Annotated in this window: 27 protein-coding genes and 2 pseudogenes; 5 read left to right on the top strand and 24 right to left on the bottom strand. The window is 60.5% G+C overall.

Annotated elements, in window-relative coordinates; all coding sequences use genetic code 11:
* Positions 1-443 precede the first annotated feature (443 nt).
* Both holA and H4V98_RS04160 read right to left on the bottom strand, forming a co-directional pair.
* Entirely contained in the window at positions 444-1,547 is a 1,104-nt protein-coding gene (gene holA, locus H4V98_RS04165; RefSeq protein WP_196864317.1) for a DNA polymerase III subunit delta, read from the bottom strand.
* A 33-nt stretch (positions 1,548-1,580) separates the two neighbouring features.
* Positions 1,581-2,006 (bottom strand): Lrp/AsnC family transcriptional regulator, encoded by a 426-nt coding sequence (locus tag H4V98_RS04160; RefSeq protein ID WP_196864318.1) that lies wholly within the window; start codon positions 2,004-2,006, stop codon positions 1,581-1,583.
* Positions 2,007-2,135: 129 nt separating this feature from the next.
* Between H4V98_RS04160 and H4V98_RS04155 the strand changes: the two genes are divergently transcribed.
* Together H4V98_RS04155 and rocF are read left to right on the top strand one after the other, a co-directional pair.
* Positions 2,136-3,260: an ornithine cyclodeaminase gene (locus H4V98_RS04155; protein WP_196864319.1), complete on the top strand. Its 1,125-nt coding sequence runs from the start codon at positions 2,136-2,138 to the stop codon at positions 3,258-3,260.
* A 53-nt stretch (positions 3,261-3,313) separates the two neighbouring features.
* A complete protein-coding gene (gene rocF / locus H4V98_RS04150) occupies positions 3,314-4,231 on the top strand; it encodes an arginase (protein WP_280757293.1) in 918 nt (305 codons plus the stop codon).
* Positions 4,232-4,596: 365 nt separating this feature from the next.
* Here the strand turns inward: rocF and H4V98_RS04145 are convergent, their stop codons facing one another.
* The 3 genes and pseudogenes from H4V98_RS04145 to H4V98_RS04135 form a co-directional block, all read right to left on the bottom strand.
* A complete protein-coding gene (locus H4V98_RS04145; protein ID WP_196864321.1) occupies positions 4,597-5,271 on the bottom strand; it encodes a sulfite exporter TauE/SafE family protein in 675 nt (224 codons plus the stop codon).
* A 9-nt stretch (positions 5,272-5,280) separates the two neighbouring features.
* Positions 5,281-6,123: pseudogene (locus H4V98_RS04140) on the bottom strand (coproporphyrinogen III oxidase); the annotation flags it as partial.
* Complete coding sequence (locus tag H4V98_RS04135) at positions 6,044-6,262, bottom strand: hypothetical protein (protein WP_280757871.1); 219 nt, start codon at positions 6,260-6,262, stop codon at positions 6,044-6,046. The pseudogene H4V98_RS04140 and the gene H4V98_RS04135, both read right to left, overlap by 80 nt.
* Positions 6,263-6,499: 237 nt before the next feature.
* On the opposite strand from H4V98_RS04135, the gene fnr reads away from it, so the two are divergent.
* Positions 6,500-7,222 (top strand): fumarate/nitrate reduction transcriptional regulator Fnr, encoded by a 723-nt coding sequence (gene fnr / locus H4V98_RS04130; protein WP_196864341.1) that lies wholly within the window; start codon positions 6,500-6,502, stop codon positions 7,220-7,222.
* 145 nt (positions 7,223-7,367) lie between these two features.
* On the opposite strand, the gene H4V98_RS04125 is transcribed toward fnr, so the two are convergent.
* The 15 genes and pseudogenes from H4V98_RS04125 to H4V98_RS04055 form a co-directional block, all read right to left on the bottom strand.
* On the bottom strand, positions 7,368-7,661 hold the full coding sequence (locus H4V98_RS04125; protein ID WP_196864322.1) for a hypothetical protein: 294 nt from the start codon (positions 7,659-7,661) through the stop codon (positions 7,368-7,370).
* Between the two features lie 79 nt (positions 7,662-7,740).
* Entirely contained in the window at positions 7,741-7,998 is a 258-nt protein-coding gene (locus H4V98_RS04120; protein WP_196864323.1) for a nitrogen fixation protein FixH, read from the bottom strand.
* Positions 7,999-8,016: 18 nt separating this feature from the next.
* Positions 8,017-9,435, bottom strand: coding sequence for a cytochrome c oxidase accessory protein CcoG (ccoG, locus tag H4V98_RS04115; protein WP_196864342.1), 1,419 nt, complete (start codon positions 9,433-9,435; stop codon positions 8,017-8,019).
* Positions 9,436-9,532: 97 nt separating this feature from the next.
* Positions 9,533-10,453, bottom strand: a complete 921-nt coding sequence (gene ccoP, locus H4V98_RS04110) for a cytochrome-c oxidase, cbb3-type subunit III (protein WP_196864324.1) — start codon at positions 10,451-10,453, stop codon at positions 9,533-9,535.
* Positions 10,450-10,629, bottom strand: coding sequence for a cbb3-type cytochrome c oxidase subunit 3 (locus H4V98_RS04105; RefSeq protein ID WP_280757292.1), 180 nt, complete (start codon positions 10,627-10,629; stop codon positions 10,450-10,452). The genes ccoP and H4V98_RS04105 overlap by 4 nt, the downstream gene beginning before the upstream one ends.
* 18 nt (positions 10,630-10,647) lie before the next feature.
* Entirely contained in the window at positions 10,648-11,274 is a 627-nt protein-coding gene (ccoO, locus tag H4V98_RS04100; RefSeq protein WP_196864326.1) for a cytochrome-c oxidase, cbb3-type subunit II, read from the bottom strand.
* A 13-nt stretch (positions 11,275-11,287) separates the two neighbouring features.
* Positions 11,288-12,724, bottom strand: a complete 1,437-nt coding sequence (gene ccoN / locus H4V98_RS04095; RefSeq protein ID WP_196864327.1) for a cytochrome-c oxidase, cbb3-type subunit I — start codon at positions 12,722-12,724, stop codon at positions 11,288-11,290.
* A 69-nt stretch (positions 12,725-12,793) separates the two neighbouring features.
* The gene (gene ccoS, locus H4V98_RS04090; RefSeq protein WP_036808255.1) at positions 12,794-12,931 is read right to left on the bottom strand and encodes a cbb3-type cytochrome oxidase assembly protein CcoS; all 138 of its coding nucleotides are present in this window, start codon (positions 12,929-12,931) and stop codon (positions 12,794-12,796) included.
* The gene (locus tag H4V98_RS04085) at positions 12,931-15,258 is read right to left on the bottom strand and encodes a cation-translocating P-type ATPase (RefSeq protein ID WP_196864328.1); all 2,328 of its coding nucleotides are present in this window, start codon (positions 15,256-15,258) and stop codon (positions 12,931-12,933) included. Before H4V98_RS04085 ends, ccoS begins: the two co-directional genes overlap by 1 nt.
* Before the next feature lie 146 nt (positions 15,259-15,404).
* The gene (lptE, locus tag H4V98_RS04080; RefSeq protein WP_196864329.1) at positions 15,405-15,923 is read right to left on the bottom strand and encodes an LPS assembly lipoprotein LptE; all 519 of its coding nucleotides are present in this window, start codon (positions 15,921-15,923) and stop codon (positions 15,405-15,407) included.
* Positions 15,924-15,961: 38 nt separating this feature from the next.
* Complete coding sequence (gene leuS, locus H4V98_RS04075; RefSeq protein ID WP_196864330.1) at positions 15,962-18,640, bottom strand: leucine--tRNA ligase; 2,679 nt, start codon at positions 18,638-18,640, stop codon at positions 15,962-15,964.
* 92 nt (positions 18,641-18,732) lie between these two features.
* Positions 18,733-19,179 (bottom strand): biopolymer transporter ExbD, encoded by a 447-nt coding sequence (locus H4V98_RS04070; protein ID WP_196864331.1) that lies wholly within the window; start codon positions 19,177-19,179, stop codon positions 18,733-18,735.
* 164 nt (positions 19,180-19,343) lie between these two features.
* A pseudogene (locus tag H4V98_RS04065) lies at positions 19,344-19,970 on the bottom strand (MotA/TolQ/ExbB proton channel family protein); the annotation flags it as partial.
* 7 nt (positions 19,971-19,977) lie between these two features.
* The gene (dapB, locus tag H4V98_RS04060; RefSeq protein WP_196864333.1) at positions 19,978-20,808 is read right to left on the bottom strand and encodes a 4-hydroxy-tetrahydrodipicolinate reductase; all 831 of its coding nucleotides are present in this window, start codon (positions 20,806-20,808) and stop codon (positions 19,978-19,980) included.
* Positions 20,805-21,296 carry an outer membrane protein assembly factor BamE gene (locus H4V98_RS04055; protein WP_231374821.1) on the bottom strand — a complete coding sequence of 164 codons (492 nt, stop codon included), beginning with the start codon at positions 21,294-21,296 and terminating at the stop codon, positions 20,805-20,807. Before H4V98_RS04055 ends, dapB begins: the two co-directional genes overlap by 4 nt.
* Positions 21,297-21,502: 206 nt before the next feature.
* On the opposite strand from H4V98_RS04055, the gene fur reads away from it, so the two are divergent.
* Positions 21,503-21,961 (top strand): ferric iron uptake transcriptional regulator, encoded by a 459-nt coding sequence (gene fur, locus H4V98_RS04050; RefSeq protein WP_196864335.1) that lies wholly within the window; start codon positions 21,503-21,505, stop codon positions 21,959-21,961.
* A gap of 160 nt (positions 21,962-22,121) precedes the next feature.
* On the opposite strand, the gene hprK is transcribed toward fur, so the two are convergent.
* From hprK to raiA, 3 genes are all read right to left on the bottom strand, one after another.
* Positions 22,122-23,072, bottom strand: coding sequence for an HPr(Ser) kinase/phosphatase (gene hprK, locus H4V98_RS04045; protein WP_196864336.1), 951 nt, complete (start codon positions 23,070-23,072; stop codon positions 22,122-22,124).
* A gap of 28 nt (positions 23,073-23,100) precedes the next feature.
* Positions 23,101-23,574 (bottom strand): PTS IIA-like nitrogen regulatory protein PtsN, encoded by a 474-nt coding sequence (ptsN, locus tag H4V98_RS04040; protein WP_196864337.1) that lies wholly within the window; start codon positions 23,572-23,574, stop codon positions 23,101-23,103.
* Between the two features lie 211 nt (positions 23,575-23,785).
* The gene (gene raiA, locus H4V98_RS04035; protein WP_196864338.1) at positions 23,786-24,118 is read right to left on the bottom strand and encodes a ribosome-associated translation inhibitor RaiA; all 333 of its coding nucleotides are present in this window, start codon (positions 24,116-24,118) and stop codon (positions 23,786-23,788) included.
* A 664-nt stretch (positions 24,119-24,782) separates the two neighbouring features.
* Here raiA and corA point away from each other — a divergent pair.
* A complete protein-coding gene (corA, locus tag H4V98_RS04030; RefSeq protein ID WP_196864755.1) occupies positions 24,783-25,769 on the top strand; it encodes a magnesium/cobalt transporter CorA in 987 nt (328 codons plus the stop codon).
* A gap of 71 nt (positions 25,770-25,840) precedes the next feature.
* Here corA and H4V98_RS04025 read toward each other — a convergent pair whose 3' ends face one another.
* On the bottom strand, positions 25,841-26,608 hold the full coding sequence (locus H4V98_RS04025; RefSeq protein WP_196864754.1) for a 5'-methylthioadenosine/adenosylhomocysteine nucleosidase: 768 nt from the start codon (positions 26,606-26,608) through the stop codon (positions 25,841-25,843).
* Between the last annotated feature and the right edge of the window lie 24 nt (positions 26,609-26,632).

The following is a 26,632-nucleotide window of genomic DNA, read 5'->3' as shown; positions in this document are numbered from 1 at the left end:
AACTCATCGGCTATCCCGCGCAAGTCTGAAAGCCGCATCGTCAGCTCGACATGAAGGCGATCCATGTCGTCCTGGACAAGACTCTGTAGCGAATTTGGCGCATCGAGGAACGCTTATGGCCGCCACGGCACCATGACGCATCCCGCGAGATGGGCGCGCCGCAGGTCGAGGCCTTCCTGACAAGACGCTTCGAAGACCATTCCTGATTCGATAGCTGCCTGCGCAGGTATTCATTGCGCTGGTGGCTTCAATGGCTTGAATCCCGGGTGTTGCGCAGCCTCGCTGCCAATCCATCAAGCGCCGGTCGACCGCTATTTCATGGCCAAATCAACCTCTGGCGCAATAGAAACGTGCGCAGGCAGCTATCAATAACAGAGCATTAGTTCAGCCTTGAACGGAACCGCTGCAGCAGCGCTTTGCGGCCAGCACGCCGCCGCCCCGCGCTAGCCTCGGCCGCCCGGCCCCGCGCGGCCAACCGAAGCCCGCGACGGCGCGGCGCAATGCTCGGACACCATGCCGGCCAGCCGGTGCAGCGCCTGCCAGCCGCTGGCGGGCCAGTCGGGCTGCTTCAGGCCCTTGACGATGCCATCGACCTTTTGCGCGGCATCGAGCAACCCTGCCAGCACCGCGTCGCTCATGCCGGGCAGCACGCGTTCGTAAAGCTTTTCTTTTGCCCCCCAGACGCGGTTGTCGCGCAGCGCCATCGGCATGGGGCGGCCGGCGCGAATCGCGTCTTTCACCCTTTTCATGCTGCGGATGTCTTCGGCCAGTGCCCAGTGCACCAGCACTTCGGACTCGCCTTCGGACTGCAGGCCGTCGATCATGCGGGCGGCGCGAATCGCCTGGCCACCCAGCACCGCCTCGGACAGCTTGAACACGTCGTAGCGCGCCACGTTGAGCACGGCGTTTTCCACCTGGTCAAAGCCCAGCACGCCATCGCCCGTGACCGGGTAAAGCAGCGCCAGTTTCTGGATTTCCTGGTGCGCGGCCAGCAGGTTGCCCTCGACCCGGTCGGCAAAAAACTGCAGCGTACGCTGGCCTTCCTCGCCGTTGGCCACACGCTGACCCTGCTGCTGCAGGCGCTGGGCGATCCACTGCGGCAGCATGGGCCGGCCAATCGGCTCGAACTTGACGGTGATGCCGAAGCTCTCCAGCGCGCCAAACCAGGCGCCCTTGGTGGTCATGCCGTCCAGCCGGGGCAGCATCACCAGCGTCAGCGTCGAGTCGTCGCCCTGGGCGCGCTCGGCCAGCTGCTGCAGCGCTGCCGAGCCGTCCTTGCCCGGCTTGCCGCTGGGAATGCGGACTTCGACGATCTGCTTGTCAGAAAACAGGCTGAGCGAGCCGCCGCTGGCCAGCACCTCGCTCCAGTCGAAATGCGCGCCTGAAACCGTGTGCACGGTGCGTTCGGTATAGCCCTGGCTGCGGGCTGCGGCGCGCAGCGCATCGGCAAACTCCTGCACCAGCAGGGGCTCGTCGCCATGCAAGGTGTAGAGGCTCCTCAAGCCGCGCTTGAGGTGGTCGGACAGTTGGGCGGGGGCCAGTTGCATAGTGGAGTGATTCTAGAAGCTGGGGCCTGCGCGCTACGAGAGCCGGTAGGTTTCCAGGTGAATGCTGGTTTCGGTGTTGCTGATGCCCTTGAGCAGGCGGATGCGTTCGAGCACCTTGGCCAGGTCCTGCAGGTTTTCGGCGCGCAGTTCGGCCAGCAGGTCCCAGCGGCCGTTGGTGTCGTGCAGCGTGGCCACGCCGGGCTCGCCCAGCAGGCTGGCAATCACGGTGCGCGTCTGGTTGCCCTCGACGGCAATGCTCATCCAGGCCTTGATTTCATTGCGCTGTACATCGGGCCGCAGGCGCACGGTATAGCCGACGATGGCGTTGTCGTCTTCCAGCTTGCGGATGCGGTTGGTGACGGTGCCGCGCGACACGCCCAGCCGGCTGGCCAGTGCAGCCACGGACAAGCGCGCATCCTGGCGCAACAGCGAGATCAACTGGTGGTCGGTTTCATCCATTTTGGTATTTTAGGCTGCCATAGTGTCAATAAACTGCCAGTCTGCAAGCACTTTTGACACTTGTCATTGCCTTGCCGGAGAAAGACACTGGATGCATATCTTTTAAAACCAAAACGCATGAGGCTCTGCATGACACATTTCACCCCACACTGCCAGGAAACCCTGTTCCTGAGTCCTTCCGATGTGGCCGGGCTGGTGCGCAGCCAGGGCATGGCCGCTACGCTGGACGGCCTGGAGGCGTACATCCGGCAGGATTTTTCGCGCTGGAGCCGCTTTGACAAGTCGGCCCGCCTGGCAAGCCATTCGCCGGACGGCGTGATCGAACTCATGCCGATTGCCGATGGCGCCCACTACAGCTTCAAATACGTCAACGGCCATCCGAAAAACACCTCGCAGGGTCTGCCCACCGTCATGGCGTTTGGCGTTCTGGCCGATGTATCCACCGGCATGCCCATGCTGGTCAGTGAACTGACGCTGGCGACGGCCTTGCGCACCGCCGCCACCTCGGTGCTGGCGGCGCGCGCGCTGGCCCGGCCCGAGAGCCGCGTGATGGCGCTGATCGGCAATGGCGCGCAAAGCGAGTTCCAGGCGCTGGCCTTTCACCGTTTGCTCGGCATTGATGAAATCCGCCTCTACGACACCGATGCCGCGGCCACCGCCAAGCTGGTGCGCAACCTGCAGGACAACCCGGACACCGCCGGCCTGCGTTTGCGGGCTTGCGCCAGCAGCCTGGAGGCGGTGCGTGACGCAGACATCGTGACCACCCTCACTGCCGACAAGACGCAGGCGGCGATCATCACCGCCGGCATGCTCCGCCCCGGCACACACCTGAACGCCGTGGGGGGCGACTGCCCCGGCAAAACCGAAATCCACCCGGAGGTGCTGGCCGCTGCCAAAGTATTCGTGGAATACGAGCCGCAAACCCGAGTGGAAGGCGATTTGCAGCAGATGCCAGCCGGCTTTGCCGTCACCGAACTGTGGCAAGTACTGGCAGGCCAGGCGACGGGGCGCGACAGCGCCGCGCAGGTCACGGTGTTTGACTCGGTCGGCTTTGCGCTTGAAGACTTCTCGGCCTTGCGCTATCTATATGACCAGGCCCGACGGCTCGGGCTCGGCCGGGCCCTGCCCCTGATTCCCCGGCTGGACGATCCGAAGGACCTTTATCAGCTTGTCAGGCCGGCCCTTTCCGGTGCATGCGCGGCGCCAAGCGCCGGGGCGCATGCCAAGCCGGTGGCCGAGCCGCTTTTGAACTGAGCCGCAAGTCGTTCATCCAACACATTGCCCCACAACAAAGAATCGACACAACCATGACACAGCACATCAGACTCATAGGCGCACCCACCGATGTCGGCGCGGGCACGCGCGGCGCCTCGATGGGGCCAGAAGCCTTGCGCGTGGCCGGCATGCAACGCACGCTGGAAAGCCATGGCCTGGGCGTCACCGACCAGGGCAACCTCAGCGGACCGGCCAACCCCTGGCAACCCCCCATGGGCGGCTACCGCCATCTGGTCGAGGTCGCGGCCTGGAACCATGCGGTGCACGAAGCGGTGCACACGGCGCTGGTCGAAGGCGAAATGCCGGTGCTGCTGGGCGGCGACCACTGCCTGGCCATCGGCTCGATCAGCGCGGTGGCGCGTCACTGCCGCCAGACCGGAAAAAATCTGCGCGTGCTGTGGCTGGACGCGCACACCGACTTCAACACCGACGCTTTGACGCCGACCGGCAACACCCACGGCATGCCGGTGGCGGTGCTGTGCGGCCACGGACCGGCCGAACTGACCGGCATTGGCGGACAGTCGCCGGCGATCGAGCCGTCGGCGATTCGCCAGATCGGCATCCGCAGCGTCGATGCCGGCGAAAAACGCTTTGTCCAGGCATCGGGACTGGAGGTGTTCGACATGCGCTACATCGACGAAATGGGCATGAAACGCACCATGGAAGCAGCGCTGGCGGGCATGGACGACAACACGCACCTGCATGTGAGCTTTGACGTGGACTTTCTGGACGCCAGCTTCGCGCCCGGCGTCGGCACCGCCGTCAAGGGCGGACCGACCTACCGTGAGGCGCAGCTGTGCATGGAAATGATTGCCGACACCGGCCGGATGGCGTCGCTGGACGTGATGGAGCTGAACCCGGCGCTGGACGTGCGCAATGCCACGGCGGAAGTGGCGCTGGATTTGATCGAAAGCCTGTTCGGAAAAAGCACGCTGATGCGCCGGGGATAAAGCAACATCATCTGGCACGTCCGTGGCGGCGATCAAAGCTCGACGGATTGCCATTTGCTATGGTATTTATAGCTGCTAAAGCATATGCAGCAAGCGCAACAGATCTATTTGGTACAAAAAATTTATTTTCTGCTCAGAACATGCACGTCCCGAAGGCTGAAAACCAGCCGGCGCCACCAGAAGCTACAGAACCCGCTTTACCGTACCAGAAGCGCAGCCGCATATCAGGGGCAGCGAACCTGGCAAAGAGGGACGAGCGGCGCCCATCCCCACCAGCAAGGGCCGCGGAACCGGCTTCGCCGGGCCGCAGGCGCAGCGGCCCCCTTGGGGGGCAGCGAACCACACGCAGTGGGGAGCGTGGGGGCCTAACTCACACACCAGGGCGCGGTGTCATGCGCCAGCCCCATCCACAAGGCCCAGCCCGAGGTGGCCGCCAGCGCCAGACCGGCCAGACGTATCCCCCACTCGCCGCTGCCGCCGCCGTGCAGGCGCAGCAGCAGCCAGGGGCCGATCAGCAGGGACACGCTGCTGCCCAGCGCAAACAGCGCCATGGTCAGCGCGCCATCGAGCGGACCGCCGCTAAGCGCCGCCACCAGCACCGCCGAATACAGCAAGCCGCAGGGCATGAAGGCCCAGAGTGCGCCAATGGCCAGCGGCGCGCCCCGGCCCCAGGACGCATTGAAAGCCCGAACCCGCCGCCACACGCTGCGCGCCGTGCTGTCGAGCCACGCCGGCTGACGGGCCAGCACGACCAGCATGAGCCCCATCACCATCACGGCGACATGAAACAAGGTCCAGACCGGGCGCATGACCGCCGTCTGGGTGGTCAGCCATCCCAGGCCCTGCATCGACGCGGCAGCCACCGCACCGAGCGCCGAATAGCTGGCCAGCCGGCCGGCCTGAAAGCTCCAGAGGGCCGACGTCTTGCGCGCACCGGCCGCATTGCCGATACCGGCGCAGGCGGCGCCGCACATGGCGATGCAGTGCGGCCCGCCGGCCAGCCCCATCAGTAAGGCCGTCAGGGCCAGCGAAGTTTGCATGAGGATGTTTTAGATGATCAGGGACAACTTTGCCCGGGTGCGGTCGGCCTGAAGGTAACGGTCAAAGACCATGGCTACCTCGCGCAAGAAGTAACAGCCCATCACCGTCACCTGAATGCCGGTGTCGTTGACCTCCGCCAAGCCCTGCGCTTGCAGGCCGCCAAGCATTTCCAGCTCGGCAGAAAAATAGCGCTTGAAATCAATCAGGTCGCCCAGTTCAATCGACTCGAAATCCAGCTGGCCCTGGCACACCAGCGCCATGATGACGCTGCGCCGCACCAGGTCGTCGCGGGACAGCGCCAGTCCCCGCGCCACGGGCAATCGTCCCTGCTGCAGGTTGTCGTAATACGCGTCCAGGGTCTTGGCGTTCTGGCTGTAGCTGGCGCACAGCTTGCCAATGGCACAAACGCCCAGACCAATCAGGTCGGCGTCAGGCCGGGAGTTGTAGCCCTGCAAGTCGCGGTGCAGACGGCCCTGGCGCTTGGCAATTGCCAATGCATGGTTGGGCAGGGCAAACTGCCCCATGCCGATATGCACGTAACCGGCAGCCTGAAAGGCCGAAAAAGCGTGCATCTGCATGCAAATCCTGGCGTTGGCGTCAGGCAGCGCGGCAACGTCAATTCGCCGTTGCGGCTTGAAAAGCTGGGGCAGGTGGTCGTAGGCATACAGCGCAACACAGTCCGGGCGCAGCTGCACAAGCTGCGCCAGGGTGCGGTCAAACGATTGCGACGCTTGTTGCGGCAGCCCGCCAATCAGGTCCATGTTGATAGACTTAAAACCCATCACGCGCGCCGCTGCCATCTACGAAAAAACCTGTTCGGCAGGCTGGATGCGGTGAACCGCTTTTTGCACCGCTCTGGCGCTGCGCAAGGGCCTGCACCGGCTGTTCGGACGTGAACGCTTGCACGAAGCGGTCTGCCGTTGGGTACGTGGTGTAGCAGGGTGCCGATGCATCGACACGGTGAATCAGTTCATGGCTGGGGATGGGCATACAATTAATTGCCAGTGCGTTCGTGACGGTTTCTTGAAACGCGCACCCGCGATTTCGGGGCAAGCAATGCCAATGTATCGTGAAGTCCGTATTGTTTGTTTGACCTATGTCAGCAGTCAGCCTGACTAAAACCAGGCAACGAACCCACATCAGGAGAATGTCATGTTCGAGGTCACACCAGAGTCCATGGGAACGGCCAAGCGCGGGGATATCGCAAGCGACACCAAGCTCCAGCCCATCACCCCTCTCAGCGTAAAAGTTGCCTGCTCCAACTGCAACCTTCGTGAACTTTGCATGCCAATGGGTTTGAAAGCCGATGAACTCGACCGGATCGAGGAAGTGGTTGCCGTGCGCCGCAAGGTCAAACGCGGAGCCCACCTGTACAGCAACGGTGAAAATTTCAGCTCCCTGTTTGCCATCCGCACCGGCTTTTTCAAAACCTGCATCACCACCGAAGACGGCCGCAACCAGGTCACCGGATTTCAGATGGCGGGCGAAATTATCGGCCTGGACGGGATTGTCAAGGAGCACCACACCTGTGACGCCATTGCGCTGGAAGACGCTGAAGTATGTGTGATGCCGTTTGACCGCATCGAGGAGCTGTCACGGGAAGTGGTCTCCCTTCAGCGCCATGTGCACAAGATCATGAGCCGCGAGATCGTTCGTGAACATGGCGTGATGTTGCTGCTTGGCAGCATGCGCGCAGAAGAACGCCTGGCTGCTTTTTTACTCAATCTGGTCCAGCGGCTGCATGCCCGCGGCTTCTCGCAATCCGAGCTTCTGCTGCGCATGACGCGAGAAGAAATCGGCAGCTACCTGGGACTGAAGCTTGAAACGGTCAGCCGGACTTTTTCAAAATTTGTCGAAGACAAGATTGTGGAAGTCAAGCAGCGCCATGTGCGCATCCTGGACACCGAAGCGCTCAAGCTGATCGTCAACAACAACCACAAACCCTGCTGAGACCAAAACCGGGTAGGCCTGCGGCTGGCTGATTCCGTTTCCCAATCCCTCGAAAATCCGCTGCACAGCCGGAAACCGTGCGAAAGCACCGCAATAAGCGGCAACAACCTGCCGGACTGATGCGGCGATGGAATGACAGGCGTTTTTAACGCGCCCTGACTTTCCGGGTGCCGTTTTTGGCCCGCCCCTTGAAAGCTGGTTCGCGGCGATTCACTTCAAAAGGCGACATGGCAAGCAAGGCCGTCAAGGCACTCGACGCCATGGTCAGCGCCCAGAATACAAAAAAAGCCAGGGTGTAGACCGCCTCGCGCGACAAAGCCAAAGGCTGGCCGAACCAATGCAGGCTTTGCGGATCGACCAGGGCAAACACGACCATTTCGATCACGCCCGCCAGCAGGAAGGCAGGCCATGCAATCCACATCATTCGTTGAGTCCACATCGAGTTCAGGTCTTTCTTGCAGTTGGAGGATTGAATCGGCTTGTGATTTGAAGAACCCCGTTTGAATTTCCTTTATCGCTCAAGGCTCGGCAGGCGCCGGGGTCCCCGTGGCGGCATGGTTGCGAGCCTGCATTGCTGGCGCCATGTTGGTGGAAGGCACTTCCGGTTTCAAGGCACTCGGCACTGACTGCTGGCCGTAGCTTGGAACGACAGGATCAGGGATCTTGATGGCCAGGTACAGGGTAATGAATGAGGCGACGACCACCACGGCAGGCAGTGCAAAAACCATCCATACATGGCCGAATTTCCACCAGGGCTGTCCATCTTCATTGTTCATGATGTTTCCATTGTTGAATTAGCGGGGTACCAGAAACACTGATTTTTCGACCACACGACCCGGCGAGTTGACTGATTCGATTTCAAAATCGATCTCGTGCGAGCCGGGACTTGCGGCTTCGTACGGCAACTGCAGAGTCACGGCGACGCCCCGTGCCTGGGTTGCATCGACGGTGAATGTGCCTTCTGACGCCAGCGCCAGGCCTGGCAATCCGCTGGCGCTGAGGCGGTACTGCTGGGTGGTTTCGGTCGCATTCATCACCTGCAGGCGGTAGACATTTTCAATCTTTCCACCGCTCACAATACGCGCCAGCGAAGCACGGTCCCGAATGACATCGACCTTGAAGGGAGAACGCAGCGCCAGGCTGATGAACATGGCGGCGGTCACGGACAGCAAGATGGCCGTGTAGACCAGCACCCTGGGACGGAATATGCGGAGCACAAGCTGCGACTTCCCCCAGCCCTGCACCACCGCGTTCTGGGTCGAGTAGCGAATCAGGCCGCGTGGATAGCTCATCTTGTCCATCACGGTATCGCAGACATCGATGCACGCCGCGCAACTGATGCATTCGTATTGCAGCCCCTTGCGGATGTCGATTCCGGTTGGGCAGACCTGGACACACAGCGTGCAGTCTATGCATGAACCCAGATTCAGGGCGGCTGGGTCGGCCTTCCTGGAACGGCCCCCCCGGGGTTCGCCGCGCGCCTCGTCGTAGGTGACGATCAAGGTGTCCTTGTCAAACATGGCGCTCTGAAAGCGGGCGTACGGGCACATGTACTTGCAAACCTGTTCACGCATGAACCCTGCGTTGCCATAGGTGGCAAAGCCGTAAAAGAAAACCCAAAAGGTTTCCCACGGCCCCATGCTTGCACTGATGAAGCTGACGCCCAGCTCCTTGATGGGCGTGAAATAGCCAACAAAGGTGAATCCCGTCCACAAGGCCAGGGCCATCCACAAAACCTGCTTGCTGGTCTTGCGCGCCAGCTTCTTGACCGACATGGGGCTGGCGTCAAGTCGCAAGCGTGCCGAGCGATCGCCTTCGGTGATCTTTTCAAGCCAGAGAAAGATTTCGGTGTACACCGTCTGGGGACAGGCATAGCCGCACCACTGGCGACCGGCTACCGCCGTGAATAAAAACAGTCCCAGCGCCGAAATGACAAGAAGACCCGCCAGGTAAATGAAATCCTGCGGATAAAGCACCAGCCCCAGAATATAGAAGCGCCGCGCTTCCAGGTCAAACAAGACAGCCTGGCGCTGGCCCCACTCCAGCCATGGCAGACCATAGAAGACCAGCTGGGTGATCAAAACCGTGGCCCAGCGCCATTTCGAAAAAAATCCCGTCACGCTGCGCGGATAGATTTTCTGCTGGGCCTGGTAGAGGCTGCCTGATTCGCCATCGCCAGAGCCTGACGCGGCCTGCAACTGCTCTGCTGCCATGACCGCGATGGGAATGATTTTTCGAGGCGTCGGCTTTGAATTATTCACAGGGCATGCTCCATGCAAAACCCCGGCAGGGGCCTTGCCGGGTAAAAAATCACTTCAGCGCTACTGCGCCCGGTTTGTTGGACAAGCTCCAAACATAGGATGCCAGCACATGAATCTGGGAGTCGGTGAGCTTGCCCTCTTGCGCAGGCATCTGGTTGACCTTGCCGTTGTTGATCATGGCCACGATGGCGTTTTCACCCCAGCCGTGCAACCAGATGTCGTCGGTCAAATTGGGCGCGCCGATGGCCTGATTGCCTTTTCCATCCACGCCATGGCAGGCCGCGCAGGCACCGAACTTGCTCTTTCCGAGCGAAGCCTTGACCGAATCGTGCGGGCTGGCTGACAGGCTCAAAACGTAATGCGCCACATTGCGCACGTCATCCGAAGACCCCACCGCAGCCGCCATGGGGGGCATGTTGCCGATGCGTCCCTTGACCAAAGTTTCGACAATCTTGTCGGGCGTCCCGCCATGCAGCCAGTCCTTGTCCGACAGATTGGGAAATCCCTTGCTGCCCCGGGCATCCGAGCCGTGGCACTGCGAGCAGTTGTTCATGAACAGTCGCTCGCCAATTGCCATCGCCTGGGGATCGCCCGCCACGTCTTCGGGCTTCATGCTGTTGAATCTGGCGTACAAAGGCTCGACCGCCTTGTTGCCTTTGGCCACTTCCGCCTCGTACTGGCCGATGGCGCTCCAGCCAAACTTGCCGGCGTAAGTGCCAAGGCCTGGGTAAAGGGCAAGGTAGGCCAGCGCAAAAATCACGGTGATGATGAACAGCCACACCCACCAGCGTGGCAGCGGATTGTTCATCTCGCGCAGGTCACCGTCCCACACGTGACCGGTGGTGTTGTCATTGGCCGTCATGGCTTTGGCCTTGCCGCTGAACCACAGCAGCAGCAGGCAGGCAAAGATGCCGGCCAGTGAGATGCCGGTGACATAGAACGACCAGAAACTGCTGGTGAAATCACTCATTTTTTTCTTCCTTGTCCCGTTCCTGGGCGCTGTGCGTCTTCGTCTTGTTCAAAGGGCAGTTGGGCCGCCTCGTCGAAACCCTTGGCATTGCGGCTGGACCAGGCCCACGCGACGATGCCGATGAAAACAAGAAAAGTGGCCACCGTCACGATGGACCTGAGGGTGTTGATATCCATGGTCATGTGCCTCTGTGCTTATTTGCGGTGAATGCCGAGCACCTGCAAATAGGCGATCACGGCTTCCATCTCGGTTTTTCCCTTGACATCGGTGGCCGCCGACGCAATTTGCGCATCGGTGTACGGCGTGCCCACTGTGCGCAGTCCCTCCATGTGGGCCTTGATCGAACCGTCATCAACCAGGCTTGTTGTCAGCCATGAATAGGCGGGCATGTTGGACTCGGGCACCAGGTCGCGCGGATTGTTCAGGTGAATCCGGTGCCATTCGTCGCTGTACTTGCCGCCCACCCGAGCCAGGTCGGGACCGGTTCGCTTGCTGCCCCACTGGAAGGGATGGTCGTAAACGAACTCGCCGGCGACCGAATAAGGCCCGTAGCGCAGGGTTTCAGCGCGGAACGGACGAATCATTTGCGAATGGCAGTTGTAGCAGCCTTCACGCTGGTAAATGTCACGCCCGATGACCTGCAGCGCGGTGTAGGGCTGCAGCCCCTTGATGGGCTCGGTCGTCGACTTCTGGAAGAACAGCGGGACGATCTCCACCAGGCCGCCGACAGCGAGCACCAGCAGGATCAGCACGATCATCAGGAAGTTGCTGGTTTCGACCTTCTCGTGAGAAAGTCCACCGCTCGATTTTTGGTTAGCCATATTGTTGTTTTCCTCAAGCGTGGGCCATAGCCGCCGGAATGTTGACGGTGACAGAGCGACCCGCCGTGGCCGTCTTGTAGGTGTTCCAGAGCATGATCACCATGCCGCTCAAATACAGCACGCCGCCCAGCAGACGCAAGACATAAAAGGGGAACGTGGCCTTGACCGATTCGACGAAGGTGTAGGTCAGCGTGCCATCCGGATTCACCGCACGCCACATCAGGCCCTGCATGACACCGGCAATCCACATGGCCGCGATGTAGATCACGATGCCGATGGTGGCGGTCCAGAAATGCACCTCGACCGCTTTCATGCTGTACATCTGCTTCTGGCCGAAAAGGCGCGGGATCAGGTAGTACATGCTGCCGATGGTGATCAGGCCCACCCAGCCCAGGGCACCCGAATGCACGTGTCCAATGGTCCAGTCGGTGTAGTGCGACAGCGCGTTGACGGTCTTGATGGACATCATCGGGCCTTCGAACGTGCTCATGCCGTAGAACGACAGCGACACGATCAGAAAGCGCAGGATGGGGTCGTCGCGCAGCTTGTGCCAGGCGCCCGACAGCGTCATGATGCCGTTGATCATGCCGCCCCAGCTTGGCGCCAGCAGGATCAGCGAAAACGCCATGCCGACAGACTGGGTCCAGTCAGGCAACGCGGTGTAGTGCAGGTGGTGCGGACCGGCCCACATGTAGGTAAAAATCAGCGCCCAAAAGTGAACGATGGACAGGCGGTAGGAATACACCGGGCGCTCGGCCTGCTTGGGAATGAAGTAATACATCATGCCCAGGAAACCGGCCGTCAGCAGGAAGCCCACGGCGTTGTGCCCGTACCACCACTGCACCATGGCGTCCTGCACGCCGGCATAGGCCGAGTAGGACTTCATCAAGCCGACCGGAATGACCGCATTGTTCACCAGGTGCAGCATGGCGATGGCGATGATGAACGCGCCATAGAACCAGTTGGCCACGTAGATGTGCCGGACCTTGCGGGTGCCGACCGTGCCAAAAAACACAAAGGCATAGGCCACCCAGACCAGCGTGATCAGGATGTCGATGGGCCATTCGAGTTCGGCGTATTCCTTGCTCTGCGTGTACCCCATCGGCAGGGAAATCGCCGCCGCCACAATGACCACCTGCCAGCCCCAGAAGACGAACGCGGCCAGCTTGTCGGAAAACAGCCTGACCTGGCAGGTTCGCTGAACCACGTACAGGGATGTGCCCATCAGCCCGCAGCAGCCAAACGCGAAGATCACCGCATTGGTGTGCAGCGGCCGCAGTCGCCCGTAGCTGAGCCAGGGGACTCCCGCAATAAGGTCTGGCCAGGCCAGCTGGGCCGCGATGATCACGCCGACCAGCATGCCAACCACCCCCCAGACCACCGTCATGATGGCGAACTGCCGCACAACGGTGTCGTTGTAGGTCGTTGCCCGTGTATTGGCAAATGTCATTTTTACCTCTTCTTTACTTGTTAACTCCTCAAGCGTATCGGGAGGTAAAGAATTTGAGGTTGACCTGCGTCAATCATCTCGAAGAATGCGCTCGCCTTCTGCATCGATGTCTTCAAACTGGCCTCGGTAAATCGCCCAGGCCAGACCGCCCAGGATGAAAAAAACCAGAATGACCGACAAGGGAATGAGCAAGTAAAGGATGTCCATCAATCGCTTTCCAGAGGTGCGATGGCTGAAGACAGCCGCAAGGCGTTCAGCACGACCAGCAACGAGCTCAGTGCCATGCCTATTCCCGCCAGCCATGCAGGCAGCCAGCCAGCCACGGCCAGTGGCACACAGACGGCGTTGTAGACAGCGGCCCACCACAAATTCTGGTGAACAATGCCCAGGGTGCGCCGTGCCTGCGCCAGGGTCTGGGCCACCGTGCCCAGGCGCCCCCCCAGCACCACCAGGTCGGACTGGGCCTGCGCCAGAGGCACGGCTTGGCCAAAAGCAAACGACACATGGGCGCCTGCCAGAACCGGCCCGTCGTTCAGTCCGTCGCCGACCATCGCGACATGGTGGCCTTGCGACTGCAGGTGGCGCAAAAACACGAGCTTGTCCTGCGGTGTGCAGCCTCCCTGGCTGTTGTCGATGCCCGCTTGCCGGGCAACGCGGGCGGCCGATTCCGGCAAATCGCCGGACAACAGGTAAACCTTGACGCCTTGCGCCATCAGCGCCGCCACCGTGGCATGGGCGTCGGGCCGCAGGTCTTCCTTCAGCTCAAAGGTGGCGACCCACCCCTGGTCGTCGCTCAGGCAGGCATGCAGGGCTGTCGTGACCGGCGGCTCCACCTCGCAAAACCGGGCAGAACCGAGGCGGGCCATGACAGCAGATGCCGCCGTGTCACCCAGGCAAAGGCGCCCTGACACACCCTGACCAGGGGTTTCCCGGGCGTCCTGCACCGCGTAAAGCACGCCCCCCTGCCCGGCCAATGACAATGCGCGCGACACCGGGTGCAAGGAATGTTTTCCCAGCGCAGCCGCCATGGCCAGGGCCTCATCTCTGGAAATGCCCTGGCGCGTATGCACTTCGCCCAGCGCGAACGCATCACGGGTCAGGGTGCCGGTTTTGTCGAACACCACCGTATCGACCGTTGCCAGTGCCTCGAGCGCCTGCAAACGCCGGACCAGCACGCCGCTGCGCGCCAGGGAACCGGCGCTGGCCAGCATGGCGGCCGGCGTGGCCAGCGACAACGCGCAAGGGCAGGTGACGATCAGGACTGCCACCGCCACCATCAGCGCATGGCCGGGGTCATGCGACCACCAGTAGGCGCCGGCCCCGCCAGCGGCCACCAGCACCAGCAGAAGAAAAGGCTTGGCAATGCGATCGGCCAGTTGCGCCAGTTGCGGCTTGGAGGTCGAAGCGCTTTCCATCAGCGCGACGATTTGCGCAAACCGCGTCTGGCCGCCGGTGAGCTCGACCTTCACCACCACCGGGGCCGCCAGGTTGTGGCTGCCGGCAATCACACATCCGCCCTTGTCGCGCGGCAAGGGCCGCGATTCACCGGTCAGCAGCGATTCGTCGGCCAGCGTGCGGCCTTCAAGAATGACGCCATCGGCCGGGAAAGCCTCGCCCGGCAACACCCGGATCACGTCGCCCGCGCCGAGCCGCCGAACGGCCACACGCTCAAAGACCCCGTCAGCGCCGCGCCGCTCGACGCTGTCGGGCAGGCGGTTCATGAGCGCTTCCAGCGCGCCTGCGGTTCGGCCCTGCAGGCGCAGCTCCAGCCAGCGACCGGTCAGCAGGAAAAAGACAAACATGGTGAACGAGTCGAAATACACCTCGGCGCCAAAGATTCCGCCGGGCTCGAACGTGCCCATCGAGCTGACAGCAAACGTGATGCCCATGCCCAGCGCCACCGGCAGGTCCATGCTGATGCGGCGGTGGCGCAGGTCACGCAGCGCATTGCGGAAAAAGGGTGCGCAGGAAAACAGCAGCACCGGCAAGGACAGCACCCAGGAAGCCCAGCGCAGCAACCGCGCCATGTCAGGCGCCAGGTCGCCCGGCTCGGCCACGTAGGCGGGCCATGCGTACATCATGACCTGCATCATGCACAGGCCGGCCACGCCCAGCCGCCACAGCGCCTGTCGGGTTTCGACGCGCCGGCGGTCGTTGGCGAAGGCGTCGCTCGCCGGCACAGCTGGATAGCCGGCGCGGGCGGCAGCCTGCATCCAGCCCGAGGGGCTGATGCGCGTATCGGACCAGACAATGCGGCCACGGTGGCTGGCAGCGCTGATGTCGGCCGACAGCACGCCCGGCACCTTGCGCAAGGCGTCTTCGATCGTCAGGGCGCAGGCCGCGCAGTGCATGCCTTCAAACACCACGCTCGACTCCCAGCACGAAGGCTGCCCGGCCAGCGGTCGGCTGAAGGCCGACCATTCGTCTGGCTCATCGAGCAGGGCCAGCGGCGTGCCACTGGCTGTTGGAGCGGGCAGTTCATCCGCCGCACTGGACGAAGGCAGGGAAAGGGGTGACAAGCTGGCCGTTTGCATGGTCCGCCAGCTTAATGGGCTTTAAATTGCAATGTGTTGATTTAGATCGACTTCAAGGCAATCAGCCTAAAGGCCAAACCACATTCAGCCAAAGCGACGGGCCTGACCAGGCCCCGCCATGGCATGGCCAGCAGCCCTTCGCTGGCTTACTCCAGGCTGGTCACTGCTGCCAGCCGTCGCATGACCTGCTGAACGACATCGCTTTGCATGTCACGGTAAAGCAGCGCTTCCTCGGCGTCCTTCGCCAGCACCGCCGACTCGTTGAAGCTGATGTCGCGTTGCAGGGCAATTTCACTTGCCGGGATCAGCTCCCGGCCCGCCAGGGTGCGCAAGCGGAATGAAAACAGCAGCCGCAACTGGAACTCGCGCACCTGGCCCGACGAGTTCAGACTGAGCACCACTTTTTCGCGCCGGTCTTGCAGAACTTCAAGCACCACTTGCGCCTCGTTGATACGGCGCGCGTCGGTGATCACGCTGACTTTGCCGGTGCCCTCAAGGGAGCGCCTGAGTTGCACACCCAAAGGCGACGACTCAGCCAAGCCACTGTAGAGCGTGGAAAACGCAAAATTGGGCGCCTTGCGCAAGGCAAAACCGCAGCCGTTCAGGCTGACCAGCGTCAGCGACGCAGCAGAAGCTGCAAAAACCAGAAAAGCGCGTCGCTGCATGGATAGGCCTTGGTAAATATTGACGAAAATGCTGCGTCTTAAACGACGATGTTGACCAGGCGGCCCGGCACAACGATGACTTTCTTGGCGGGCGCGCCTGCCGCTTGCCGGGTAAAGGCTTCCGAAGCCAGCGCTGCTGCCTCAATCTCGGCCTTGCTGGCACCAGCGGGCACCGTGACCGAGCCGCGCAGCTTGCCATTCACCTGCAGCATCAGCTCGATCTCGTCCTGTTGCAGGGCGCTGGTGTCCACTTCGGGCCACGGCGCGTCCAGCAGCTCGCCGGCTTCTCCGGCGTAGCCCAGTTCGTTCCACAAACTGTGCGTCAGGTGAGGCGCAGCCGGATAAAGACAACGCAGCAGAATGCCAAAGCCTTCGCGTGTAGCCGCCACGGCGCTTGCAGAAGGCGTGCTTTTAAAGTCTTCGAGCGCATTGAGCAGTTTCATGGTGCCCGACACCACGGTGTTGTACTGCATGCGCTGGTAGTCATAGTCCACCTGCTTGAGCAAGGTGTGTACTTCCAGCCTCAGCCCCTTGGATTCTTTATCAAATAGGGCTTTTGCGCATACTGCATTAGCGTCAGCAGCTCCTGAATTCATAGCATTCAACTTGACACCGAAATTCCAGACACGGCGCAGGAAGCGATACGAACCCTCAACACCCGCGTCGTTCCACTCCAGCGTGGCTTCGGGCGGTGCGGTGAACATGGTGTAAAGGCGTGCGGTGTCGGCGCCGTATTTTTCAATGATGTCCTGCGGATCAACGCCATTGCTCTTGGACTTGGACATGGTGCCCACGCCTTCGTAGTCGATCAGCGTTCCGGCGGGCAGCATGATTCCGCCGCTTTCCGCAGCGTGCTTGAGGCGCGCACCAGTGATCTTGCCGGTGTCGTCAAGCACATGCTCGACATCGTGCGGCCAGAAGTACTCCTTGCCGCCCTTGTCCGAGCGGCGCGAGTAAATGTGGTTGAGCACCATGCCCTGCGTGAGCAGTTTGGTGAAGGGCTCATCGACCTTGACGAGTCCCATGTCGCGCATCACCTTGGTCCAGAAACGCGCATACAGCAGATGAAGAATCGCATGCTCGATGCCGCCGATGTACTGGTCCATCGGCATCCAGTACTCAGCGCCTTCGGCCACCATGGCTTCACTGTTCTGGGGGTCGCAATAGCGCATGAAATACCATGAACTGTCGACAAAGGTGTCCATCGTGTCGGTTTCGCGGCGGGCGGGTTTGCCGCAGACCGGGCAGACGACGCCGGCATGAAAGCCTTCATGCTTGTGCAGCGGATTGCCCGAGCCGTCGGGGATGCAGTCCATCGGCAATACCACCGGCAGGTCTTTTTCGGGCACCGGCACGGCACCGTGCTCGTCGCAATGGATGATGGGAATCGGCGTGCCCCAGTAGCGCTGGCGGCTCACGCCCCAGTCGCGCAGCCGCCAGGTGGTTTTTTTCTCGCCCAGGCCTTTGGCGGCCAGGTCGGCGGCCACGGCATCGACGGCTGCCTTGAAGCCCAGGCCGTCGTAGTTGCCGGAGTTGATGGCAACGCCCTGCTGCTTGTCGCCATACCAGTCGGCCCAGGCCTCAAGGCTGTAAGCCTTGCCTTGAACATCGGTCACCTGCTTGATGGGCAAATCGTATTTTTTGGCAAATTCAAAATCGCGTTCGTCATGCGCGGGCACGCCCATCACCGCGCCGTCGCCATAGCTCATCAGCACATAGTTGCCAACCCAGACCTCGACCTGCTCGCCGGTCAGCGGATGCGTGACCAACAGGCTGGTAGCCATGCCCTTTTTCTCCTGCGTCGCCAGTTCGGCCTCGGTCGTACCGCCAGACTTGCATTCGGCGATGAACGCAGCCAATGCCGGATTTTCCAGGGCGGCATGCACTGCCAGCGGGTGCTCGGGCGCCACGGCGCAAAAGGTCACGCCCATGATGGTGTCGGCGCGGGTAGTGAACACATACATGCGGCCATCGCCAATCAGGTCGCCGGCTGCATTTTTGATGTCGTGCGGGAAAGCAAAACGCACGCCTTCGCTCTTGCCGATCCAGTTTTCCTGCATCAGCTTGACGCGCTCGGGCCAGCCCGGCAGCTTGTGCTGCACGCTGTCGAGCAGTTCTTCGGCGTAGTCAGTGATCTTCAGGTAATAACCCGGAATCTCGCGCTTTTCGACGGTCGCGCCGGTGCGCCAGCCCTTGCCGTCGATGACCTGCTCGTTGGCCAGCACGGTCTGGTCTACCGGGTCCCAGTTCACCACCTGGGTCTTGCGGTAGGCGATGCCTTTTTCCAGCATTTTCAGAAACAGCCACTGGTTCCACTTGTAATAGCTGGGGTCGCAGGTGGCGATTTCGCGGCTCCAGTCAACGGCCAGCCCCATCGCCTGCATCTGCTTTTTCATGTAGGCGATGTTGTCGTAGGTCCACTTAGCCGGGGGCACGCCGTTTTTCAGCGCGGCATTTTCGGCTGGCAGGCCAAAGGCGTCCCAGCCCATCGGCATCAGGACGTTATAGCCTTTCATGCGCAGGTAGCGCGTCAGCATGTCGTTGATGGTGTAGTTGCGCACATGGCCCATGTGCAGCTTGCCGCTCGGGTAAGGCAGCATCGAGCAGGCATAGTATTTCTGGCGGCTCGCGTCCTCGGTCACGCGGTAGGCATCGGCGGCATTCCAGTGGGTTTGCGCACTGCGCTCGACGTCGATGTGGTTGTATTTGTCTTGCATGAAAAAGTCTGGCTACCGAAAAAAGAAACCCCTGGCCCGGGGCGGGCAGCCTGGGCTGCGAATGGATGATTTTAGAGGCTGCACGCCACCGGCTAGCCGCCGGAAGGCGCAGTTGGGCTGGCCGGTGACGCCGGTTCCGCAACAAAGCCGATGCGACTTAACCCGGCTTTTTGCGCCACCCCCATGATTTCGACCACCTTGCCGTAGGGCACAGCTTCGTCGGCGCGCAGTTGCACCTCGGTGTCAGGATGCTGGCGGGCGGTATGCGCCAGCTGGCGTGCCAGCTCATCAAGCGGCTGCGGCTGGTCGTTCAGGAAAGCCTGGCCGCTTTTGTCGACGACCAGTGTGACAAACCGGGGGGTGTCCAGCGCTTTCGCCGCGTCGGTTTTTGGCAGGTCGAGGCGGATGGCGCTGGCCAGCAAGGGCGCGGTGATGATGAAGATGACCACCAGCACCAGCATCACGTCCACCAGCGGCGTGACGTTGATGTCGCTCATCGGCGGCGAAGCAGGCGTTCGTTCAAGTCGGCCAAAGGTCATGGCGTCTTGTCCGGCGTGCCTTGCGCGTCATGTGGTGTTTCCGGACGATCAGCTTGCTGTGTCTGACGGTCCAGGTTTCGGCCATGGAGCTGGCTTGCCAAGGCCGCAGCAGGAGTGGCCAGCGCGGGAGTCAGTCCCGCATGCGCAGCGGCAAACGTGGGGACCAGCAGCCCGCGCAAATCAAAGGCGAACCCTTCCAGGTCAGCCTCGATGCGGCCTATGCTCCGGCCGAACACGTTGTAGGCCAGCACCGCCGGGATCGCCACCGCCAGGCCGGCAGCCGTCATGATGAGGGCCTCGCCCACCGGACCGGAGACCTTGTCGATGGTGACCTGGCCGGCCATGGCCATCCCGGTCAGCGCATGGTAAATCCCCCAGACCGTTCCCAGCAGCCCGACAAAGGGCGCCGTGGAACCCACCGTGGCCAGCAGAACCTGGCCAAATTGCAGCTTGTGCAACACCGCATGCAATGCATCGCGCAGCACGCGGGTGAGTTGCGCCGACTTGTCGCCGGCCGTGGCCAAGGTTCCATGCGCCCTGGCTTGGGTCGCAGCAATCAGCGGCAACACCAGGGATTCGCGGTCAAACACAGCCACCTTGGCGCTCGCAGCGTCAATCGAGGTTGACTGCCAGAAAGCCGCTGTGCTGCGCGCCACGTCGCCTGCAGCACGGCGCAGCAACCAGCCCTTCCAAAAAATGACCACCCAGCTGGCGACCGACATGGCCAGCAGCAGCGCCGCGACCGCCTGGCTGATTAAGCCTCCTTGCGCGATAAGGGCCAGCAGACTCATGCCGGCGTCACTTCAGGTTGAGCACATCGAACATGTCAAACAGGCCTGTCGCCTGCGTGCCCAGAAAGCGCGCGGCGCGCAGGCTGCCCTGGGCATAGGTGGCGCGGCTTGAGGACTTGTGGCTGATTTCGATGCGCTCGCCATCACCCAGAAACAGCACGTTGTGGTCGCCCACAATGTCACCGCCGCGTATGGTGGCAAAGCCGATGCTCGATGGATCGCGCTCGCCGGTGACGCCTTCGCGCGCATAAACGGCGCAGTCCTTCAGGTCGCGGCCCAGCGCACCCGCAATCACCTCGCCCATCTTGAGCGCCGTGCCCGAAGGCGCATCGACCTTATGGCGGTGGTGCGCCTCGATGATTTCAATGTCGTAGCCGGTAGACAGCGCCTTGGCCGCCATCTCCAGCAGCTTCAAGGTGACGTTGACGCCGACGCTCATGTTCGGCGCCATGACGATCGCGATGTCTTGGGCGGCATCCCGGATTTCTGCCTTCTGTGCGTCCGAAAAGCCGGTGGTGCCAATGACCAGCTTGATGCCCAGTTCACGGCAAACGGCCAGGTGGGCAAGCGTGCCTTCAGGCCGCGTGAAATCAATCAGTAACCGTGAATCCTTCAGGCCTTCGCGCAGGTCCGAATGAATCAGGATGCCGCTGGAACGGCCGGCAAAGGCACACGCGTCCTGGCCGATGGCGGGACTTGACGCCACATCCAGCGCGCCTGTGAGCAGGCAGTCAGTGCTGGCATTCACCGCCTCGATCAGCATGTGGCCCATACGGCCACTGGCGCCGGCAATGGCGATTTTGTACGGGCGGTCCTGCTCCAGTGAACCCGCGCTCATTGCTTCGGGCTTTCCAGCGGCGGGTAAACCGTGGTCGATGGCCCGGCCGGCACATTGCCTGCATCGGCTTGGGCGCCTGGACTGGCGCTGGAAACCGATGGCTTTTCCGCCGACTTGAGTTGTTCGTCGGTGGCTTGCAGCACAGGCACTTTGCCCAGCACCCGCTTGTTGCTCAGCGTGGAAATGAACTCTGCTTCGCTGGGCATGTTGTCGCCAGAAAAGCGTTCAAGCTGGTCGCCCTTGAAGAAGACGGTGTACTTGAAGGCCTGGGGCTCGACCCCCTGGCGCTTGAGCGTGAACACGTAATCCCAACGGTCTGCATGGAACAGGCTGGTCATCAGGGGGGTACCCAGCACAGCCTTGACCTGATCACGTGTCATGCCCGCCTGCAGTTGCCCCACCTGCTCGCGAGAAACAAAGTTTCCCTGGATGACGTCAACCTTGTAGGGCGTGATCCAGTTGACTGGGTTGACCGAACTGCTGCTCATGGTGCCGCTGCTGCAAGACGCCAGCACTCCGCAAACCACGACCATAAGGATTTTTTGAATGCTGTAATGATGATTTGCAGGCAGGGCGGACATAGTGGAAGGTGTAGCGATATGATCAAACATTGTAGCGGCTGGGTGCTTTCAGGCCTGTTTTCAGGCCGTCCGGGACGCCGCCCTTTTCCCGAAAAGATTCAAGAGAGACTCCCATGAGCAACATTGACGAACTGAAAAACACCGGCCTGAAGGCAACGCTGCCGCGACTGAAAATACTGGAAATCTTTCAGGGTGGCAAGCAGCGCCACATGACGGCCGAGGATGTTTTTCGCGTATTGCTTGAAGAGCGCTCCGACATCGGGCTGGCCACGGTGTACCGGGTGCTGATGCAGTTCGAGCAGGCAGGCTTGCTTAACCGCAGCAATTTCGAATCGGGCAAGGCGGTGTACGAGATCAATGAAGGCCAGCACCATGACCATTTGGTCTGCCTCGACTGCGGCAAGGTCGAAGAGTTTTACGACGCCGAGATTGAAAAGCGGCAGCACGCAGTGGCTGAACTCAAGGGTTTTGCGATTGCCGACCATTCGCTGTCGATTTATGCCAATTGCACCAAGACCGATTGCCCCAACCGGCGACCAGTGCCCGGACGCCACCATCATCATCATTCCTGATCGTCAGCCCGACGTATTTCCCAGCTTCAAGGAGAACAAATAAACCAGTAAACCTGTCTCCTTTTCCGTTCGGCATGGCCAGCACCAGTTTTGAAGGGCGACAGGAGGGACTGCCCCCTCAACGGAGGCAGCGAACCACGCGCAGCCGGAGTGCGGGAGCCTAATCGTCTTGTTCCATCGCCCGGCGATGCCGTTCGACAAATTCCTGGTAGGTATTGATGCCGCGCAACTGCAGGATGGCATTGCGCACGGCAGCTTCAACCAGCACGGCAATGTTGCGGCCAGCCTCGACCTGGATGATGACCTTGCGTACCGGAACACCCAGTACATCTTGCGTCAACGGCTCATAGGGAATGCGTTCATAGTCGCGCTCCAGCGTTTCGCGGCGCACCAGGTGAACGATCATTTTCAGGCGCATCTTGCGGCGCACGGCTGTTTCGCCAAAAATGGCCTTGATGTCAAGCAAGCCGATGCCGCGCACTTCGAGCAGGTTTTGCAGCAGGTCAGGGCAACGCCCTTCAATGGCGGTCTGGTTGATGCGGAACAGGTCAATGGCGTCATCGGCCACCAGGCCATGGCCACGCGAAATCAGCTCCAGCCCCAGCTCGCTTTTGCCCAGCCCTGACTCCCCGGTGATCATCACACCCATGCCCAGGATGTCCATGAACACGCCGTGCATCGAGGTACGCTCGGCAAAATGCCGGGACAGATAAGCCCGCAGCACATCGATCACGAAAGCGGCCGACTCGGGCGTTGCAAACATCGGTAGCTGGGCACGTTCGCACATCGACAGCAGTGTGTCAGGTGCGGTCTGGCCGTCGGCCACCACCAGTACCGGCGGCTCCAGCGTGATGATGCGCGAGATCCGCCGAGCACCGTCCTCAAGGCTCGGATGCGTCAGGTAGGCCACTTCGCGCTCGCCCAGGATCTGCACGCGATAAGGATGGATGTAATTGAGGTAGCCGACCAGATCGGCACCGGAGCGCGCCTGGCTGACTGCCACTTCGTCAAAACGCCGTTCAGAAGCCCCCAAACCAGCGACCCATTCCCATTTCAGGGAGACACGATGGTCTTCAAACAAGACATCGGCGCTGACGACGGTGGGCTTCATGCCAACCCGGGCGGCGAAAGCCGAATGCTCATGGACTGACTTCGTGCGCAGACTGCCAAGTCGCAATCAACTGGTGCAGGTTCTCTGCACTGGCACTGGTCTTGAGCTGCTCGCGGAGATGGCTGTCGCTCAGAAGTTCAGCAATTTCAGACAGTATTTCGAGGTGCTTTTGCGTTGCGGCTTCGGGAACCAGCAAAAAAACCAGCAGATTGACTGCCAGTTCATCCGGCGCATCAAACCCGATGGGCGTCTGAAGCTGGAAGATTGCGGCCATAGGGGTTTTAAGGCCCTTGATGCGGCCATGCGGAATCGCCACGCCGTGGCCCAGGCCGGTAGAACCCAGCCGTTCACGGGCAAAAAGACTGTCGGTGATGAGCGCACGGTTCAGGCCGTGAAGGTTCTCGAAGAGCAGCCCGGCTTCTTCAAACGCGCGCTTTTTGCTGGTCGCTTCGACGCGAACCAGCACTTGGGGAGGAGGCAAAATTTGCGAAAGACGGTTCATGACGCTCTTTTAATCGGCGGACTATGCACTTTACAGTGGATTGATTGAAAAAGAGACAAAAAAAGCCGTTTGCCATGACAAACGACCTATGCATTCAACACCTTGGCAACTCGGCGCCAATTTGTTCACGCTATTTAATTGAAAGGCTCACCGCAGAATGCGCTTCAAACGCACAGGGCAAGCCTGTCGGCGCACTCGATGAACGACTGATTCAGACTTCTGCACGCTTTGCGCAGGCATGCCCATGGTCTTGCGTCTTGGCCTTGTAGCGGCCGACTTGGCGGTCGAGCTTGTCCGCCAGTTCATCAACAGCAGCGTACAAATCAGCATGCGAGCTTTCGGCAAAAAGGTCTCGACCCTTGACATGCACATTGCATTCCGCCCTCTGGCGTTTTTCCTTTTCTGTCATGTTGTCCACTGCCAGTAAGACCCTGACATCGACCACTTGGTCGAAATGCCGGGTGATGCGATCAAGCTTGCTCGTCACATAGCCGCGAAGCGCTGGGGTGACTTCAAGATGGTGACCACTGATCGTCAAGTTCATACAGAGACTCCTATTCCAAAAGTTGGAACTGGTTGAAAAACGCCATCGAACGTGTCAGGCAAGGCGGCGGACGGAACACTCTCTTGACTTCACTATGCCTTCTGGGGTTATCAATTGCAAGCCACGAAGGCCGCCGAACAAGGGTAGCGCTTTGACCATGTTACGTTGCAAATACCCTGAAAATTGGCTAACAGAACCTAGATTGTTGCTAACGCACTGCCAACAGAAATGCCAACAGAAAATCCTCTCGCCAATTTGCTGGTTACAAAAATATTTAATTTGTAAATTAAAGTTAGCACGATGGTTTGACTCCCTGTTGAAATCTGGTCCCCTGCAAAATTAGCAATCGGTTTTATTGTCTGTTATCAGTCATTTCCTTTGACTCCAGCGCACCCTGCCAAAGAATTTCTGCGAGCCTTACAGACAGTGAAGTTGTCATTTGCACGGTAGATAAGTGACATTGGCGATGCCATAATCGCGGCTTATTGACTACGGAGACCACCTTGGAAAGCAGTCCCAGTTGGCCGCTTTCAACACCGCAGACTGACGCCAGATAAGGCCGGGAAGCGGGTTGAAAGCAAGGCCTTCATCCCTACAACCTGCACCTGTGCCCAGGCTGAATGACGCCCTGCACAGGCCTATGCCCATCTAAAAGTCGTCTGTCATGCTCAATATTTTTACGCTCGCCAATGGCCGGCTTTTCCAGGAAGAAATCGAATCCCTGGAAGAGCTCTCCAGATTCCAGCCCATCTGGGTGGACCTGGAGTCCCCCACACTTGAAGAAAAACGCTGGATCAAGCAGTATTACGGCCTGTCCATTCCCGAAGATGCAATGGACGAGGACATCGAGGAATCCGCGCGTTTTTACGAGGAAGACAACGGTGAGTTGCACATCCGTTCGGACTTCTTGATTGCCGATGAGGACGAACCGCGCACGGTACGCGTCGCTTTTATCCTGAACCTGGTGAATGACGACCTGAAGAGCAAGGGCGTCCTGTTTTCGATTCATGATGAGGATGTGCCGGTGTTCAGGCTGTTGCGGATGCGTGCACGCCGCGCACCCGGCTTGATTGAAGACGCCAAGGAAGTGCTGCTCAAACTGTTCGATGCCGACGCCGAATATTCGGCGGACACGCTGGAAGGCATTTACATCGATCTTGAAAAAGTCAGCACCAAAGTACTGTCAGGCGATGTCACCGACGTGATGGCCGGCGAAGTGCTGGGCGCGATCGCCCGGCATGAAGACCTGAGCGGTCGCATCCGGCGCAATGTGATGGACACGCGGCGCGCCGTCAGCTTCATGATGCGCAGCAAGATGCTCAATGCCGAGCAGTTCGAGGAAGCGCGCCAGATTCTGCGCGACATCGACTCGCTCGACTCACACACCGCGTTTTTGTTCGACAAGATCAACTTCCTGATGGATGCCACCGTCGGCTTCATCAACATCAACCAGAACAAGATCATCAAGATCTTCTCTGTGGCCAGCGTCGCGCTGCTGCCGCCCACGCTGATTGCCAGCGTCTACGGCATGAACTTCAAGATGATGCCAGAACTGGACTGGGCGATGGGGTATCCGTACGCGCTGGCTTTGATGATTGCCAGCGCCGTGGTGCCGATGTGGTATTTCAGGAAGCGGGGCTGGCTGCAGTGAGCCTTTTTATTGAAATTCAGTATCAAATTAGCCCTTTGCGCAATACGCACGGCTGCGGTCAGCTATGTTTTTTATAGCTTACTCAAAAATCGTTCAATGACGACCCGGGCATACCGGCTGGCAACGGCATCGACGAAAGATGGAAAATCGATATGCGCGCTGTCGTCCGCCCGGTCTGAAATGGTGCGCATCACGGCAAACGGCACGCCGTAGTCCATGCAGACTTGCGCCACTGCGGCCCCTTCCATCTCCACGGCCAGCACATCATGACCCGCTCTGGCCATCAGATCGCGCAAGCGCCTGGATTCGTCAGCCCCTGACACAAAACGGTCGCCGCTGGCAATCAAGCCTTGGTGAACGCAAGCACCGGCAAATCCGTGCGCCATCCGGCTTTCGTGCGCCAACGCATGACAACTCGCTTCGAACAGCAGCGCGCTCAAGACCGCATCACAATGAAACCTGGTTTTGCCATAGAGCGGCACTTGGTAACGGGGAAACAGCGGGGAGGCGTCCAGGTCATGCTGCACAAAATCCGTTGCCACCACCACGTCGCCCACTTTGACGCCATGGCCAAGTCCGCCTGCAACGCCGGTGAACACAATGCGGAGCACGCCAAAACGCTCTATGAGCGCTGTCGTCGTGGTGGCAGCGGCTACCTTGCCAATCTTTGACAAAGCCAGCACCACAGGCTGGCCATGCAGGTCTCCCAGCCAGAAGTCGCGACTGGCGTGAATAACTTTGCGCGGCCGCTGTAGCAACTCCATGAGGCCGCGCTGCTCCTGCGGCAAGGCGCTGAGGATGGCTATCGGGCTTGTAACAAGATCAGAGGCGAGCGGCATGCAGTCGATTTTCCCGGAAAATCG

It is taken from the genome of Polaromonas sp. CG_23.6, from assembly GCF_029892315.1.
In the GTDB taxonomy this organism is placed as follows: domain Bacteria; phylum Pseudomonadota; class Gammaproteobacteria; order Burkholderiales; family Burkholderiaceae_C; genus Polaromonas.
The sequence above is the reverse complement of the archived record's forward strand: the minus strand, read 5'-3'. Positions and strand labels throughout refer to the sequence as shown.

Bases quoted from the DNA above. Each gene is read 5' to 3' on its own strand.
- holA (WP_196864317.1), bottom strand. From the start codon at position 1,547: ATGCAACTGGCCCCCGCCCAACTGTCCGACCACCTCAAGCGCGGCTTG.
- H4V98_RS04160 (WP_196864318.1), bottom strand. From the start codon at position 2,006: ATGGATGAAACCGACCACCAGTTGATCTCGCTGTTGCGCCAGGATGCG.
- H4V98_RS04155 (WP_196864319.1), top strand. From the start codon at position 2,136: ATGACACATTTCACCCCACACTGCCAGGAAACCCTGTTCCTGAGTCCT.
- rocF (WP_280757293.1), top strand. From the start codon at position 3,314: ATGACACAGCACATCAGACTCATAGGCGCACCCACCGATGTCGGCGCG.
- H4V98_RS04145 (WP_196864321.1), bottom strand. From the start codon at position 5,271: ATGCAAACTTCGCTGGCCCTGACGGCCTTACTGATGGGGCTGGCCGGC.
- H4V98_RS04135 (WP_280757871.1), bottom strand. From the start codon at position 6,262: ATGCCCATCCCCAGCCATGAACTGATTCACCGTGTCGATGCATCGGCA.
- H4V98_RS04125 (WP_196864322.1), bottom strand. From the start codon at position 7,661: ATGTGGACTCAACGAATGATGTGGATTGCATGGCCTGCCTTCCTGCTG.
- H4V98_RS04120 (WP_196864323.1), bottom strand. From the start codon at position 7,998: ATGAACAATGAAGATGGACAGCCCTGGTGGAAATTCGGCCATGTATGG.
- ccoG (WP_196864342.1), bottom strand. From the start codon at position 9,435: ATGGCAGCAGAGCAGTTGCAGGCCGCGTCAGGCTCTGGCGATGGCGAA.
- ccoP (WP_196864324.1), bottom strand. From the start codon at position 10,453: ATGAGTGATTTCACCAGCAGTTTCTGGTCGTTCTATGTCACCGGCATC.
- H4V98_RS04105 (WP_280757292.1), bottom strand. From the start codon at position 10,629: ATGGATATCAACACCCTCAGGTCCATCGTGACGGTGGCCACTTTTCTT.
- ccoO (WP_196864326.1), bottom strand. From the start codon at position 11,274: ATGGCTAACCAAAAATCGAGCGGTGGACTTTCTCACGAGAAGGTCGAA.
- ccoN (WP_196864327.1), bottom strand. From the start codon at position 12,724: ATGACATTTGCCAATACACGGGCAACGACCTACAACGACACCGTTGTG.
- ccoS (WP_036808255.1), bottom strand. From the start codon at position 12,931: ATGGACATCCTTTACTTGCTCATTCCCTTGTCGGTCATTCTGGTTTTT.
- H4V98_RS04085 (WP_196864328.1), bottom strand. From the start codon at position 15,258: ATGCAAACGGCCAGCTTGTCACCCCTTTCCCTGCCTTCGTCCAGTGCG.
- lptE (WP_196864329.1), bottom strand. From the start codon at position 15,923: ATGCAGCGACGCGCTTTTCTGGTTTTTGCAGCTTCTGCTGCGTCGCTG.
- leuS (WP_196864330.1), bottom strand. From the start codon at position 18,640: ATGCAAGACAAATACAACCACATCGACGTCGAGCGCAGTGCGCAAACC.
- H4V98_RS04070 (WP_196864331.1), bottom strand. From the start codon at position 19,179: ATGACCTTTGGCCGACTTGAACGAACGCCTGCTTCGCCGCCGATGAGC.
- dapB (WP_196864333.1), bottom strand. From the start codon at position 20,808: ATGAGCGCGGGTTCACTGGAGCAGGACCGCCCGTACAAAATCGCCATT.
- H4V98_RS04055 (WP_231374821.1), bottom strand. From the start codon at position 21,296: ATGAGCAGCAGTTCGGTCAACCCAGTCAACTGGATCACGCCCTACAAG.
- fur (WP_196864335.1), top strand. From the start codon at position 21,503: ATGAGCAACATTGACGAACTGAAAAACACCGGCCTGAAGGCAACGCTG.
- hprK (WP_196864336.1), bottom strand. From the start codon at position 23,072: ATGAAGCCCACCGTCGTCAGCGCCGATGTCTTGTTTGAAGACCATCGT.
- ptsN (WP_196864337.1), bottom strand. From the start codon at position 23,574: ATGAACCGTCTTTCGCAAATTTTGCCTCCTCCCCAAGTGCTGGTTCGC.
- raiA (WP_196864338.1), bottom strand. From the start codon at position 24,118: ATGAACTTGACGATCAGTGGTCACCATCTTGAAGTCACCCCAGCGCTT.
- corA (WP_196864755.1), top strand. From the start codon at position 24,783: ATGCTCAATATTTTTACGCTCGCCAATGGCCGGCTTTTCCAGGAAGAA.
- H4V98_RS04025 (WP_196864754.1), bottom strand. From the start codon at position 26,608: ATGCCGCTCGCCTCTGATCTTGTTACAAGCCCGATAGCCATCCTCAGC.